The following is a 16689-nucleotide window of genomic DNA, read 5'->3' on the forward strand; positions in this document are numbered from 1 at the left end:
AAGGCAGCGAAAACCTGTCGCTGCCACTGACTCGGCGATGGATCTGGTTTCGCCCAGCGGCATTCCGCTCGCATGGGAAGCATTTTCCGGACGAAACCCTCTCGCCGCTTGTCCTGATCTCGCCGGGAGGAAAGGTTGGCCGGGTCCGTCGCGCCTTCCACGGGCGCTCATGCGTCGGTGCCGATCGCGATCACGGGTATCGCCTGCCGTCTCCCCGGTGGCCGGAACCCGGAGGAATTCTGGCGGCTGCTCCGTGCCGGGCAGGATGCGGTCGACGGGACCGCGCACGGGCGCTGGAGTGCCGAAGAGGCCGTCGAATCAGGCGGCTTCCTCTCCGAAGTGGGCCACTTCGACGCCGAGTTCGCCGGAGTCACCGCGGCCGAGGCGGCAGCGATGGATCCACAGCAGCGGCTCGCGCTCGAACTGGCCTGGGAGGCGATGGAGTCCGCACGGTTCGTGGCGGACCCCCTTCGCGACCGCCGCTCGGGTGTCTACCTGGGGGTGTCGTCCGACGACTGGTCCGCCCTCACCCGTGCCCGCCGCACGGCGGAGGACCGCTACACCCTGACCGGCACCCACCGTTCCATGATCGCCAACCGGGTGTCGCATCTGCTGCGGCTGGGCGGCCCGAGCATCACCGTCGACTCGGGGCAGTCCTCCTCCCTCGTGGCGGTGCATCTGGCCTGTGACAGCATCCGCCGCGGTGAGGTCGACCACGCCTTCGTCGGCGGGATCAACCTCAACCTCGCCCCGGCCTCGGCGCGAGCGGTCGACGCGCTCGGCGTCCTCTCCCCGGACGGCCGCTGCTACACCTTCGACGAACGCGCGAACGGCTATGTGCGCGGCGAGGGCGGCGTCATGATCGTGCTCAGGCCGCTCGCCGACGCGCTGCTGGACGGGAACCGTGTGCACGGCGTGATCCTCGGCAGCGCCGTCAACAACGACGGTGCCGGTCAGGCGAATCTGACCACACCGGACCGCGCGATACAGATCGATGTGCTGCGCGCCGCCTACCGGGCCGCGGGCGTCGAACCCGGTGCCGTGCAGTACGTCGAGCTGCACGGCACCGGGACCAGGGCCGGTGACCCGGTCGAGGCAGCCGCGCTGGGAGCCGCGCTCGGCTCCGGACGGCCGGAGGGGACGCCCTTACGGGTCGGCTCGGTGAAGACCAACATCGGTCACCTCGAAGGCGCGGCCGGAATCGCCGGGCTGCTCAAGGTGGTACTGGCCCTCACCCACCGCCGGCTGCCCGCGAGCCTGAACTTCGCCCGGCCCAATCCGGCGATCCCGCTGTCCGAGCTGAACCTGCGGGTGCAGACCGAGACCACCGCATGGCCGGACGAGGACCGGACGCTGCTGGCGGGGGTCAGCTCCTTCGGTATCGGGGGGACCAACTGCCACGTCGTGCTCGCCGAGCCGCCCTCAGCCGAACCGCCGCCACCCGCTGAATCCCCGGTGGTGACGCCGTGGGTCCTGTCCGCCCACAGCCGACAGGCGCTGCGCGGCCAGGCGGAACGCCTCCTCGACCACCTGGACCACCACGATCCGTCGCCCGCCGACGTCGGACACTCACTGGCCACCACGCGCACGCTCCTCGAACACCGCGCCGTGGTCTTCGACCGGGAGGAGCTGGCGGCACTCCGGGACCAGCGGCCGGGCCCGGTGCTCGGAACGGCGCGGGAACCGGGGCGGACCGTCTTCGTGTTCCCCGGTCAGGGCTCCCAGTGGTCCGGTATGGGACTGGCACTGCTGGAGGAGTCCGCGGTGTTCGCCGCGCGGATGCGCGAGTGCGCACGGGCGCTCTCCCGGTTCGTCGACTGGGACCTGTTCGACGTCCTGCGCGAACCGATGACCGGCGACGACGTCGTACAACCGGCCACCTTCGCGGTCATGGTGTCGCTAGCCGAACTGTGGCGATCCCACGGAGTGCGGCCGGACGCGGTCATCGGGCATTCACAGGGCGAGATCGCCGCCGCTGTCGTCGCCGGAGCGCTCGGCCTCGAGGACGCCGCACGAGTCGTGGTGTCGCGCAGCAGGGTTGTCGAGGCGATCAAGGACCGGGGCCGGATGGGGCTGGTCGCCCTCCCCGCGGCCGAGGTCGAGCCGTTGCTGCCGCGGGGTGTCACGATCGGTGCGGTCAACGGCCCACGTTCGGTCGTGGTGTCCGGCGACACCGAGCCGGTGCGGGAGCTCCTGGACTCCCTGTCGGCCCGGGGGGTGTGGGTGCGCACGGTGCCGATCGAGTACGCCTCGCACTCCCCGCACGTGGCGGACATCCGGTCGGCACTGCTCGCTGAGCTGGCCGCCGTCCGCCCCACCCGCGCCGTGGTTCCGATGCTCTCCACCGTCACCGGGGACTGGGCCGACGGCACCGGACTCGACGCCGGCTACTGGTATCGCAACCTGCGGGAGACCGTGCGGTTCGAAGCCGGTGTGCGGGCGCTGGAAGCCGAGGGCTTCACCGGGTTCATCGAGTGCAGCCCGCATCCGGCCCTGGTCATGCCGGTCCAGGAGACCGCCGGGCCCGAGGCCGTTGTCGTGGGTTCGCTGCGCCGTGACGACGGCGGCATCGGGCGCTTCCTGCGGTCGGCCGCCGAGGCCCATGTGCGGGGAATGGAGGTGGACTGGCGGCCCGCCTTCCCGCACGGCAGGCCGGTGGACCTGCCCACCTACGCGTTCCAGCGCAGCAGGTACTGGCTCGGCGAGCCGACGGATGAGTCCGCGAATGAGTCGGCTCACGAGTCCGCCGCGGGGACACAGCGGCCGTCGCGGCAGACCGCGGAGCAGCGACGTGCCGCCGCGTTGCACCTGGTGCGCGAGCACGGGGCCGTTCTGCTCGACCGGGACGATCCGCGGTCGCTGGCCGTGACGGAGACATTCCGTGACCTGGGCTTCGACTCGCTGACCTCCGTCGAACTGCGCAACCGGCTCGTCGCGGCGACCGGCGTACCGCTCTCGTCCGCCGTGCTGTACGACCATCCGACCCCCGCGGCGCTGGCCGAACACCTCGCCGACCGGCTGGGCGGTGAGCGTCCCCGGGCCGTCCGTACGGCGGTCGCCACCGTCCCGACGGCGACGGACGACCCCATCGCCGTCGTCGCCATGAGCTGCCGGCTGCCCGGCTCGGTGAGCTCGCCCGAGGACCTGTGGGACCTGGTGGTACGGGAACGCGACGCCATCAGCGGGTTCCCCGCCGACAGAGGCTGGGAGGTCGCCCCCGGCGGCACCGCCACCCGGCAGGGTGGATTCATCGACGGCATCGACCAGTTCGACCCGGCCTTCTTCGGCATCTCCCCGCGCGAGGCGACGGCGATGGACCCGCAGCAGCGCCTCCTGCTGGAGGGCACATGGGAGGCGCTCGAACGGGCCGGAATCGTTCCCGAGAGCCTGCGCGCCACCCCGACCGGGGTGTTCGTCGGCGCGACGGCCCAGGACTACGGGCCGCGCCTGCACGAAACCGCGCACGGTGCCGAGGGGTTCCTGCTCACCGGCACCAGCCCGAGCGTGCTGTCCGGTCGCGTGGCCTACACACTCGGTCTGCGGGGACCCGCCGTCACCGTGGACACCGCGTGCTCGTCCTCGCTGGTGGCCGTGCATCTCGCCGTACGGTCGCTGCAACAGGGGGAGTGCTCGCTCGCCCTGGCCGGCGGGGTGACCGTGATGTCGTCCCCGGGCATGTTCGTGGAGTTCAGCCGCCAGGGCGGTCTCTCACCGGACGGCCGCTGCAAGGCGTTCTCCGCTGCGGCCGACGGCACCGGCTGGGCCGAGGGGCTGGGTGTGCTCGTGCTGGAGCGCCTGTCCGACGCCCGGCGCAACGGCCATGACGTTCTCGCGCTGATCCGCGGCACCGCCGTCAACCAGGACGGTGCCTCCAACGGACTCACGGCGCCCAGCGGGCCGGCCCAGGAGGAGGTCATCCGCCAGGCCATGGCCCGGGCCCGGCTGGCGCCGGACGATGTCGACGTGGTCGAGGCGCACGGCACGGGCACCGTACTGGGCGATCCGATCGAGGCGCACGCCATTCTCGCCACCTACGGCCAGGACCGGGAACATCCCCTGCTGCTCGGCTCGCTCAAGTCGAACATCGGCCATACGCAGGCCGCCGCCGGGATCGCCGGGGTCATCAAGATGGTGCAGGCCATGCGGCACGGCATCGCGCCGAAGACCCTGCACATCACCGACCCGACCACGCATGTGGACTGGTCGGCGGGGACGGTGCGCCCACTGACCGAGGCCGTACCGTGGCCGTCGCGCGGCCGCCCGCGCCGCGCCGCCGTCTCCTCGTTCGGCATCTCCGGGACCAACGCCCACCTCGTCATCGAGGGCTTCCCCGCGCCCGATCCGGACCGGAGGCCCGACAGCGGCAGCACTATGCCACTGCTGCTGTCCGGGCACACCGGGCAGGCGGTGGTCGACCAGGCACGGCGACTGGCCGTGGCGCTGGCCGGGGCCGCCCCGGACGACGTCGCCTTCTCGCTGGCCACCACCCGGCAGCACCGGCAGCATCGCGCGGTTGTCGTCGGCGGGGACCGCGACACGCTCCTCGCGGAGCTGGGCTCCCTCGAGGCCCACGACGTGTGCACGGCATCGGCCGGCGCACTCGCCTTCCTCTTCACCGGCCAGGGAAGCCAGCGCGGCCGGATGGCGGCCGAACTCCATGCGCGGTACCCGGTGTTCGCCGAGACGTTCGAGCGCGTGTGCGCCGGATTCGACGAGCACCTCGAAGCCGGGCTGAAGTCCGTGGTGTTCGGCGGATCGGAGCTGCTCGACCGGACCGATTACACCCAGGCGGCGCTGTTCGCCATCGAGGTCTCCCTGTTCCGGCTGGTCGAGAGCTGGGGGCTGCGGCCCGACTACCTCGTGGGGCACTCCATCGGTGAGCTCGCCGCCGCGCATGTGGCCGGTGTGCTCGGCCTGGCGGACGCCGTGACGCTGGTGGCCGCGCGCGGCAAGCTGATGCACGCGCTTCCCGGCGCGGGCTGTATGGCCGCGATCGCCGCGACCGAGCAGGAGGTGCTGGCCCAGCTGCCGGGGGCGGACGGACACGTGGAGATCGCCGCCGTCAACGGGCCGCGGGCCGTGGTGATCGCCGGGGACGAGCGGGCCGTCACCGGGCAGCTGCGCCACTGGGAGCGGCACGGTCGCCGCACCCGAAGGCTGCGGGTCGGCCACGCCTTCCACTCCACGCACATGGAGCCCATGCTCGCCGACTTCCGCGCGGTCGCGGAGAAGCTGACCTTCCACGAACCGGCGATCCCCATCGTGTCCAATGTGACCGGCCGGGTGGCCGCCGACGGCGAGCTGTGCTCCCCGGAGTACTGGGTGCGGCAGGTGCGCGCGGCCGTGCGGTTCGGCGACGGCGTGCGGTGGCTGTACGACCACGGCGTCACGGAATTCCTGGAGCTCGGGCCGGATGCCGTGCTGACGACGCTCGGGCCGGAGTGCGTCGACGGGGACGCGCGGTTCGTGCCCGCGTTGCGCCGTGACCGCCCGGAGGCGGCCACCCTCACCGAGGCGGTGGCAAGGCTGTACGCACACGGTGTCGCCCTGGACTGGGCAGCCGTGTTCGACGGCACCCCGGCACGCCGTACGCAGTTGCCCACCTATCCGTTCCAGCGCAGGCGCTACTGGCTGGACCGGACTCCCGGCGCGGGCTCCTCGCCCAGCGCGATCGGGCTGCGCCCGGCCGGACATCCCCTGCTCGGCGCGCGGATCGCGCAACCCGACGGCGACGCCGTGGAGTTCACCGGTGTGCTGTCCACGCATACGCATCCGTGGCTGGCCGACCACGTCGTGGGTGGCACCGTGCTCGTCCCGGCCACCGCCTTCCTCGAGATGGCCGTGCACGCGGGTGCCCTGACGGGCTGTCGTACCGTCGAGGAGCTGCTGATGCCGGCGCCACTCGCCCTGCTGTCGCACGAGAGCGTCGAACTCCGGGTGGGTGTGCGGGAGAAGGACGCCGACGGGCGACGTGCGCTGAGCGTGCACTCCAGGCCGTCGGACGGCGATGCCGAGTGGACACTGCACGCGACCGCCACCCTCGTCCCCGCGCCGCCCGCCCCCCAGCCGGTCCCCGGCCCCTGGCCGCCGGTGTCCGCGGTCGAGTTGTCCACGCGGGACCTCTACAGCGGCCTGGCCCGGTGCGGGCTGGAGTACGGTCCGCGGTTCCGGCACGTACGTCGTGCCTGGCGCGCCGACGACGAGGTGATCACCGAGATCGAACTGGACGCGGACCTCGCGGGGCGGGCGGGCGAGTTCGCACTGCATCCGGCGCTGCTCGACGCGTGTCTGCACGGTGCCGGTGCGCTCGGCCTCTTCGACGGCGGGAAACTGCCGTTCTCCTGGCAGCGGACGGTCGTCCACGCCACCGGCGCCGCCGCCGTCCGGGTCCACATCCGGCGCACCGGCGAGGACACGGTGGCGCTGAGGATCACCGACACCGCCGGGGGAGCGGTCGCCGACGTCGAGACGCTGAGTGTCCGCACCGCCGCCCCCGTGGCGCACGGCGAGCCGTTCCTGACGGTTGACTGGGCGCCGGTCGCTCCGGCGGCCGAGACGTACCGCGTCGCCGTACCGGACGACGGCGATCTCTCCCGGTGCGGGGAGGAGCGTCCGGACCTCGTGGTGGTGCCGGTGGCCTCGGAGGCGGATCCGGCACTGCCCGGCGCCGCCCACGCGACGGCCGCCGGTGTGCTGGAGCTGGTGCGCTCGTGGATCACTGACGAGCGGTTCGCCTCGGCTCGGCTGGTGCTGGTGACGCGGTCGGCGGTGGCCACCCGGGACGGCGAGGAGGTTCCGGGCCTGGCGCAGTCCCCGGTGTGGGGTCTGGTGCGTACCGCGCAGCGTGAGCACCCCGGCCGGTTCGTCCTGCTCGACCTGGACGTCGGTGTCGAAGCCGCGCGGGACGTCCTGGACGTGCTGCCTCGGGACGAGCCACAGTTGGCGGTGCGCGCGGGCACACTCCTCGCCCCTCGGCTCACACGCGGACCCGGCCCCGCCACTTCCCGCGGATGGAACCCCGAGGGCACCGTGCTGATCACCGGCGCGTCCGGAGGGCTCGGCCGGCTGGTCGCCCAGCGGCTGCTCACCGAGCACGGCATGCGCCACCTGGTGCTGGCCGGCCGGCGGCCGGTGGATCTGGAGGGGTTCGGCCCCGGGGTCAGCTGGCGGCTCTGCGATGTCACCGACCGCGACGCGGTGGCCGGGCTGCTGGGCTCGATCCCGGCAGAGCATCCGCTCACCGCGGTGGTGCACGCGGCGGGCGTCCTGGACGACACCGTGATCTCCGGGCTGACCACCGAGCGGCTGTCATCGGTACTGCGGCCGAAGGTGGACGGGGCCTGGCACCTCCATGAGCTGACCCGCCACCTTGCCCTCGACGGGTTCGTGCTGTTCTCCTCGGCGTCCGGCGTCCTCGGTGCCGCCGGACAGGCGAACTACGCCGCCGGCAATACGTTCCTGGACGCCCTGGCCCAGCACCGCGCGGCCCACGGGCTGCCCGCCACCTCGCTCGCATGGGCCCCTTGGGAGCACACGGGCATGGCCGCCGAGCTGTCCCGTACCGACCTCGACCGGCTGGCGGACATCGGCATGCCGACGCTGTCCGCCGGGGACGGCTTGGCGCTGTTCGACGCCGCGCTGCGACGGGACACCCCGTTGCTGGTGGCGGTGGGCCGGAAGGCCGGACGACCGCGGTCGGTGTCCGACGACCCGGGGCCACTGTCACACGGCCCGGTTCCGGTGGCGTCCAGGACACGGCCCGAGCTGGACGCCTCACCGCTCGACCTGGTGCGGCGGGAACTGGCCGGCTGCCTCGGCCAGGACCCCGACGAGGCGATCGACCTCGACCGCGGCTTCCGGGAACTGGGTGTGGACTCACTGATCGCGGTCGACCTGCGCAACCGGCTCAACCGGGTCACAGGACTCACCCTGACCCCCACGGTCGTCTTCGACCACCCCACTCCGCATCGGCTGGCCGCCCTGATCGCCCAGAAGATGGAGCCCGCCGCACCGGAGCCGGTGGACGAGGAGGCGTTGCGCAGGGCCGTGGCCACGCTGCCGGTGGCACGTTTGCGCACCGCGGGACTGCTGGAGCCCCTTCTCACGCTGGTGGCCGAGACCTCCGGCCGGGCCGCGCCCCCGGACGGCATCGACGGACCGGGCGGTCCCGCCGGGCCGGACGCCGCCGACGAGCCGGGCGGCCTCGATGAACTGGACGGCTTCGATGAACTGGACGGCCTCGACGAGCTGGACGCGGACGACCTGGTCAGGCTCGCCCGTCGCAGCCTGGAATCCTGAGCGAGCCGGGAGACGACACCGATGAGCGAATCATCCGCCGCCGCGGTCACCGACGCGTTGCGCGACAGCCTCCGCGAGGTCCAGCGGTTGCGCAGGAAGAACCACGAACTCACCGCCGCCGCGCGTGAGCCCCTGGCGATCGTGGGAATGAGCTGCCGCTACCCCGGTGGCGTCCGCTCACCCGAGGACCTGTGGGACCTGGTCGAGCGGGGAGGCGACGCGGTCACCGAGTTCCCGGTCGACCGGGGCTGGCGGCTGACCGAACTCTTCGACCCGGACCCGTCGCACCCCGGCACGTCCTACTGCGACCAGGGCGGGTTCCTGCACGACGCGGCCGGGTTCGACGCCGACTTCTTCGGGATCGGCCCGCGTGAGGCGCTCGCCATGGACCCGCAGCAGCGGCTGCTGCTGGAGGCGTCCTGGGAGGCGCTGGAGCGCGCCGGGCTCGTCCCGGGCACACTGCGCGGCAGCCGCACCGGAATCTTCGCCGGAGTGATGTACCACGACTACGGACCGCCGCTGGAACACACCGCGGGCGCGGTCGACGGGCACCGGCTGACCGGCACCACCGCCAGCGTGCTGTCCGGCCGCGTCGCCTACACGCTCGGCCTCGAGGGGCCGGCGGTCACCGTGGACACCGCGTGCTCCTCGTCGATGGTGGCGATGCACCTGGCCGCGCAGTCACTACGCGCAGGTGAGTGCTCGCTGGCGCTGGCCGCCGGTGTCACCGTCATGGCCACGCCCGGCACCTTCGTGGAGTTCTCCCGGCAGCGGGCCCTGTCCCCGGACGGCCGGTGCAAGTCCTTCGCCGAGGCGGCGGACGGCACGGGCTGGTCCGAGGGGGTCGGGGTGCTGGTGCTGGAGCGGCTGTCGGACGCGCGTCGCCACGGCCACCGGGTACTGGCCCTGGTCCGGTCGACGGCGGTCAACCAGGACGGCGCGAGCAGTGGCCTCACCGCCCCCAACGGCCCGTCACAGGAGCGGGTGATCCGCGCCGCCCTGGCGAGCGCCGGCCTGTCCCCGGCCGATGTGCACGCCCTCGAGGCACACGGCACCGGCACCAGGCTGGGTGACCCCATCGAGGCCCAGGCCGTGCTGGCCACCTACGGACAGCACCGTGAGTACCCCCTGCTGCTCGGCTCGCTGAAGTCCAACATCGGCCACTCCCAGGCCGCGGCCGGGGTCGGTGGCGTCATCAAGATGGTGCTGGCCCTCCAGCACGGCCGGCTGCCGAGAACGCTGCACGTCGACCGACCCACACCGCTGGTGGACTGGGGCAGCGGCGCGGTCCGGCTGCTCACCGAGCCCGCGCCCTGGCCGGACACCCAAGGCCCGCGCCGCGCCGCGGTGTCCTCGTTCGGCATCAGCGGCACCAACGCCCACACCATCATCGAACAGGCACCCCCGGCCGAACCGGCGGAGCCCGCGCCCGGCACCGCACCGCTGACCCTGACCAGCGTGCCGCTGGTGGTGTCCGGACGTACCCCGGAGGCGCTGCGGGCGCAGTCCGGCCGGCTGTCGACGGCGTTGACCGATGACGCGGACCTCACCGTGTTCGGCGCCTCACTCGCCCTCACCAGGACCGCGTTCGAACACCGCGCCGTACTGCTCGGCCGGTCGGCGCCGGAGCTCCGCGCGGAGCTGGCCGCACTGGCCAGCGACGAGCCCGGCGCCACCGCCACGCGCGCCCCGGCGGGCCCGCGCAAGGTCGTGTTCGTCTTCCCGGGGCAGGGCCCGCAGTGGGCGGGGATGGCGGTGGACCTGCTGAGCACCTCGCCGGTCTTCGCCCGGGCGATGGCCGACTGCGAGCGCGCCCTGGCCCCCCATGTGGACTTCTCTCTCGTCGACGTGGTGTGTTCCGGGGAGTTCGACCGTACCGAGGTCCTCCAGCCGGTCCTGTTCGCGGTGATGGTCTCGCTGGCGGCGCTGTGGAAGTCCGTCGGGGTGGTGCCGGACGCGGTGATCGGCCACTCACAGGGGGAGATGGCGGCCGCGGTCGTCGCGGGGGCGCTGTCCCTGGAGGACGCCGCCCGCGCGGTCGCGCTGCGCAGCAAGGCCATCGCCGAGGGCCTGTCCGGCCGCGGCGGCATGCTCTCGGTCAACCTGCCCCTGGACGAGGTCCGGTCCCGTCTGGAGGGCCTGGAGCGGGTGAGCGTGGCCGCGCTCAACGGCCCCACGTCCACCGTGGTCGCGGGCGATCTCCCCGCGCTCGCCCGGCTGGAGTCCGCCCTGTCGGAGGAGGGCGTCTGGTCGCGGCGGGTACCCATCGACTACCCGTCGCACTCGGCCCACGTCGAGACGATCCGGGAGCGGGTGGCGGAGCTGCTCGCCCCGGTCCGGCCCACCGCCACGTCCACGGCGTTCATGTCCACCGTGACCGGGGACTGGATCGACCCGGCCGAGCTGACCGGGGAGTACTGGTACCGCAACCTTCGCACCCCCATTCAGTTCGAGCCGGCCGTCCGGGCGCTGCTGACCGCCGGCTTCGACACCTTCGTGGAGTGCAGCCCGCACCCGGTGCTGCTGGTCGGCATTCAGGAGACCGTGGACGACGCAGGTGCCGGGGCGGCGGTCCAGGGCACTCTCCGGCGCGAGCGGAACGAGTCCGACTCCTTCCTCGGCTCGCTGTCCGCCCTGCACGCGCACGGCGTCGCGGTCGACTGGGCCACGGTGTTCGCCGGGGCCGGACACGGACCCGTCGAGCTGCCGACGTACGCCTTCCAGCACCGCCCCTACTGGCTGCCGAGCGGCGGCCCGGCGGATGTGCGGACCGCGGGCATGACGGCCGTGGACCACCCGCTGCTGGGCGCCGCGGTACGCCTGGCGGACCGGGGTGACACCGTGTTCACCGGTGTGTTGTCCGCCGGCGCGCATCCGTGGCTGGCCGATCCCGCCGGTGTGGATGCCGCACTGCTGGAACTGGTGGTGCACACCGCGACCGAGGCCGGTTTGGACCGGGTCGACGTGCTGCGCCAGGTGGCCCCGCCACGGCTGCCCGACTCCGGCGTCCTCCGAGTGCAGGTGCGCGTGGGCGCCGACGGCACCATCGACGTGTTCTCGCAGCCGGACGAGGAGACCCCGTGGACCCGCAACGCGACGGCGAGCGCCGTCGTCGCGCCCCCGGACACCGGGGCCGGTCTCACCCGGTGGCCACCGGCCGACGCCGAAGAGGTGAGCCCGCCGGACGGCTCGTCCCCCCTGCTGGAGCGGGTCTGGCGCGCCGGGGGAGAGCTGTTCGCGGAGGCCGGTCCGGAGCGGGGGAGCGAGGCGGAACCGTACGGTCTGCACCCGGGGCTCGTCGGTGCGGCGCTGAGCCTGGTGGCCGCCGAGGACGAGGCCCCCGTCCAGTGGCACGGCATACGTCTGCACGCCGCCGGTGCCGCATCGGTCCGCGTCCATCTGCGGCCGCTCGGTGGGCACACCTACGCGCTGCGGATCACGGACGGTACCGGTCAGCCGGTGTACACCGCCGAGTCCGTGACGCTCGCAGCGGTGGACACGGCCCGGCGCCACGTGCCGCTCCACCGACTGGAGTGGACGGCCGCGCGGCTGCCCGTCGCGGAAGTGGGCCGCTGGGCCCTGGACGGTGCGGACGAACACGGGCTCCGCGCCGTCCACGCCGGTATCGGGCAACTGCCTGCGGCGGACGGGCAGGCGGACGTGGTGCTCGCCGCTTTCGGTCCCGGCCACGAAGAGCCCCGCCACGAAGAGCCCCGCCACGGAGAGCCCCGCCACGAAGAGCCCGGCCACGATGACGAGGACATCGCCGCCCGGGCACAGGAGGCCACCTCGCGGGCGCTGAACCTCCTCCAGACGTGGCTCGCCGAGGAACACCCCGCCGGCGCGCGGCTGGTCTTCCTCACCCGCCGGGCCGTGTACGGCGGCACCGAGCTCCGGGACACCGCCCAGGCCGTGGTGTGGGGGCTGGTACGCACGGCCCAGACCGAACACCCGGACCAGTTCGTCCTCGTCGACCTCGACGGCACCGAGGCGTCGCTGCGCGCCCTGCCGGGCGCGCTCGCCTCGGGCGAGCCGCAGATCGTCGTCACCGAGGGGAACGCCCGCGTACCACGGCTCGTGGCCACGCCCGCCGTGGACGGCACCCCGCCGGCCCTCACCGGCACCGCGCTGATCACGGGCGGAACCGGCGCGTTGGGATCGCTCGTCGCACGCCACCTCGTCGCCGAACACGGGGTACGCCACCTGCTGTTGACCGGCCGTCGTGGTGAGGCCGCAGAGGGTGCCGCCGGGCTGCGCGCCGAGCTGGAGTCCATGGGCGCCGAGGTCACCATCGCGGCCTGCGACGCCGCCGACCGCGACGCACTCGCCGCACTGCTCGCCTCCCTGCCCGCCGACCGGCCGCTGACGGCCGTCGTGCACGCCGCCGGAATCGTCGACGACGCCGTCATCACCTCGATGACGGACGACCAGGTGGCACGGGTGTACCGCCCGAAGGTGCGGGCCGCGGTCAACCTCCACGAGCTCGTCAGGGGTGCGGACCTGAAGGTCTTCGCCCTGTTCTCCTCGTACTCCGGCCTCGTGGGCAACGCCGGACAGGGCGCCTACGCGGCGGCCAACGCCTTCCTCGACGCACTCGCGCAGACCCGGCGCGCACAGGGCCTTCCGGGCGTGTCGATGGCGTGGGGCCTGTGGGCCGAGCGCGGCGGTGTGACCGCCCACCTCGCCGAGGGGGACCTCGCACGACTCGCCCGCGCGGGAATCGACCCGTTGACCGCGGACCACGGACTGGCCCTGTTCGACACCGCGCTCCGCGCCGGCCACCCGGTGACGGCTCCGGTGCGCCTGAACCTCTCCGCACTGCGCGCACAGGCAGCCGCCCGCACCCTGCCCGCCCTGCTGCGCGGACTGGTCAGGGCCCCGGCACGCCGGGCCTCCGACACCTCGGCCCAGCGGCCCTCCGCGCTGGCGGAACGGGTGCGGGAACGCCCCGAGTCCGAGCGGCCGCGGCTGCTGCTCGACCTGGTCCGTGACGAGGTGCTCACCGTGCTCGGGCACACCGAGTCCGGCTCGCCTGACCTGACCCGCCCCTTCCGCGACCTGGGGTTCGACTCGCTGGGCGCCGTCGAGCTGCGCAATCGCCTCGGTGCGCGCACCGGGCTGCGGCTGCCCACCACCGTGGTCTTCGACCACCCCAGCCCGGCGGCGCTCGCCGACTACCTGCTGGCCGAACTGCTGGGCGTGGCAGCCGAGTCGGCCGAGCGGCCGACGTCCGTGGCCGCGGCCGGCGACCCGATCGCGATCGTGTCAATGGCCTGCCGTTTCCCCGGCGGAGTGTCCTCCCCCGAGGACCTGTGGCGGCTGCTCGACGAGGCCCGTGACGTGCTGTCGCCCTTCCCCGGGAACCGGGGCTGGGACCTGGACCGCCTGTACGACGACGACCCGGACCGGGTGGGCACCAGCTACGCCCGCACCGGCGGCTTCCTGCCCGACGCCGACCGCTTCGACGCGGCGTTCTTCGGCATCTCCCCGCGTGAGGCGCTGGGCATGGACCCGCAGCAGCGGCTCGTTCTGGAGTCCGCGTGGGAGCTGTTCGAACGGGCGGGCATCAACCCCGAGGCCCAGCGCGGCAGCCGCTGCGGGGTGTTCATGGGCACCAACGGCCAGGACTACGGCGCGGGGATCGGCCCCGGGGCCTTGGACGCCGAGGGCTACCTGCTCACCGGAACCGCGGCGAGCGTGCTGTCCGGGCGGCTGTCCTACACCCTGGGCCTCGAGGGGCCCGCGGTCACGATGGACACCGCCTGCTCCTCCGCGCTGGTCGCCCTGGACGCGGCGGCCAAGGCGCTGCGCGCCCGGGAGTGCACGCTCGCGGTGGCGGGCGGCGTCACCGTGATGTCCACCCCGAATGCCTTCGTCGAGTTCTCCCGGCAGCGCGGACTCGCCCCCGACGGGCGCTGCAAGGCGTTCGCCGCGGCGGCGGACGGCACGGGCTGGTCCGAGGGGATCGGCCTGCTGCTGCTGGAGCGGCTCTCCGACGCCAGGAAGAACGGCCACCAGGTGCTGGCCGTGGTCCGGGGGACGGCCGTCAACCAGGACGGCGCCTCCAACGGGCTGACCGCGCCGAACGGGACCGCACAGCAGCGCGTCATCCGGCAGGCCCTCGCCGACGCCCGGCTGGCCCCCTCCGAGGTGGACATGGTCGAGGCACACGGCACCGGGACGGCGCTCGGCGATCCGATCGAGGCCGGGGCGCTGCTGGCCACCTACGGCCAGGACCGCGCGCGGCCCCTGCTGCTGGGCTCGGTGAAGTCCAACCTGGGCCACACCCAGGCCGCCGCGGGCGCCGCCGGGGTGATCAAGGCGGTGCTGGCGATGCGGCACGGTGTCGTCCCCCGGACGCTGCACATCGATGAGCCCACTCCGCATGTGGACTGGTCGGCGGGCGCGGTGTCCCTGGTGACCGAGCCGACGCCATGGCCGTCGGCCGGCCGGCCCCGGCGGGCCGGAGTCTCCTCGTTCGGGATCAGCGGCACCAACGCCCACGTCATCCTCGAACAGGCCCCGGCCGAGACCGCGCCCCCGCCGTCGCCTCCCACCGTGTCCACCCCCGTGGTGCCGTGGGTGCTCTCCGCCCGTGGCGCGGCGTCCCTGCGGGCCCAGGCCGCCCGTCTGCACTCCTGGCTGACGGACCGCCCGGACCACCACCCGGCCGATGTCGCCTGGTCACTGGCGACCGGCCGGTCGCTGATGGCACACCGTGCGGTGCTGGTCGGCGACAGTCGCGAAGAGCTGCTGGTCGAACTGGCCCACCTCGCCGACGGCGAGCTCACCGGCGGCACCGGCCGGGCCCGGCCACAGCGGCTCGCCATCGTGTTCTCCGGACAGGGCAGCCAGCGGCCCGGTATGGGACGCGAGCTGTACCGTACGTTCCCGCGGTACGCGGCCGCGTTCGACGCGGTGTGTGCCGAGTTCGACCGCCACCTCGCACTGCCGCTGCGTCATGTGGTCCTCGACGCCGACGACGAGGTCCTCGACCGCACCGAGTACACCCAACCGGCCCTGTTCGCGATGGAAACGGCCATGTTCCGCCTCGTGGAGCACTGGGGAGTCACTCCCGATCTGCTCCTGGGGCACTCCATCGGCGAACTCACCGCGGCACACGTCGCAGGCGTCCTGTCCCTGCCCGACGCCTGCGCGCTGGTCGCCGCGCGGGGGCGGCTCATCCAGGCCCGGCCCGCGGTCGGGGCGATGGCCGCGATCGAGGCATCCGAGGAGGAGATCGTGTCCGACCTCGGCCCCGGCGTCGAACTCGCCGCCGTCAACGGGCCGTCCGCCGTGGTGATCTCCGGGGACGCCGCCGAGGTCGACCGGGTACGCGGGCAGTGGCGCTCGGCCGGACGCAAGACGCGCAGGCTGCGGGTCAGCCACGCGTTCCACTCCGCTCACCTGGACGGCATGCTGGACGAGTTCCGCACCGTCGCCGAGGGCATCGGCTACCGGGTGCCGGCCGTTCCCGTGGTGTCCAACCTGACCGGCAAGGTCGCGAGCGACGAGGAGCTGTGCTCCCCGGAGTACTGGGTGCGGCATGTGCGCGGTTGCGTCCGTTTCGCCGACGGGGTGCGCTCGGCCGAGGCCGACGGCGTCACCGCCATCCTGGAGCTCGGACCCGACAGCATCGCCGCCGGCATGGCCGAGGACAGCGTGTCCGATCCCGGCTCGACGGTCGTCGTGTCCGCCCTGCGCCGTCACCGCGACGAGGTGTCCGCGCTCACCGGAGCGCTCGCCGAACTCTCCGTGCGGGGCGTCACCGTCGCATGGTCCTCGGTCCTGGCCGGCCGCGGCGGCGGGCGCGTCGATCTGCCCACCTACGCCTTCCAGCGCGAGCGCTACTGGCCTGCGCAGAAAGCCGCGGGTCCGGCCGCCGCCACGGAGTACACCACGGACCTCCCGGAGCCACCTGACAACGAGCCATATGAGGTTCTGGAGCCCCCTCTCGCCGAACGGCTGGCCCCCCTGACCCGGGCCGAGCGGGCCGGTCTGCTGCTGTCGGTCGTCCGCCAGGACGTCGCGACGGTGCTGGGCCACCGCACGGTCGCCGAGGTGGAGCCGACCGTGTCGTTCGCCGAGCTGGGCATGGACTCCCTGGCCGCGGTCCGGCTGCGGAACATGCTGGCCATGCGCGCCGGCACCGAACTGCCCACCGCCATCACCTTCGACCACCCCAGCGCGGCGGCGCTCGCGGAGTACCTGGACGGCATCGTCCTGCCCGACGACCGGCAGCGGATCGACGCGGTGTTCCGCGGACTCGACGACGTCGAGTCGGTGCTGCCCGCCGTACGCGCCGACCGTGCGGCGCGCTCCCGGCTCGCCGCCCGGCTGCGGAGCCTCAGCAGTCGGCTCGACGACGACCCCGGCGAGCCGGACGAGGTG

1 protein-coding gene and 1 pseudogene are annotated in these 16689 nt (G+C 73.6%); both read left to right on the plus strand.

What is annotated here, in order from left to right; all coding sequences use genetic code 11:
- Positions 1 to 177 precede the first annotated feature (177 nt).
- Positions 178 to 8298, plus strand: coding sequence for a type I polyketide synthase (locus tag KHP12_RS49345; RefSeq protein WP_211834763.1), 8121 nt, complete (start codon positions 178 to 180; stop codon positions 8296 to 8298).
- A gap of 21 nt (positions 8299 to 8319) precedes the next feature.
- A pseudogene (locus KHP12_RS52160) lies at positions 8320 to 16497 on the plus strand (SDR family NAD(P)-dependent oxidoreductase); the annotation flags it as partial.
- Positions 16498 to 16689 lie beyond the last annotated feature (192 nt).

The organism is Streptomyces asiaticus, from assembly GCF_018138715.1.
In the GTDB taxonomy this organism is placed as follows: Bacteria; Actinomycetota; Actinomycetes; order Streptomycetales; family Streptomycetaceae; genus Streptomyces; species Streptomyces asiaticus.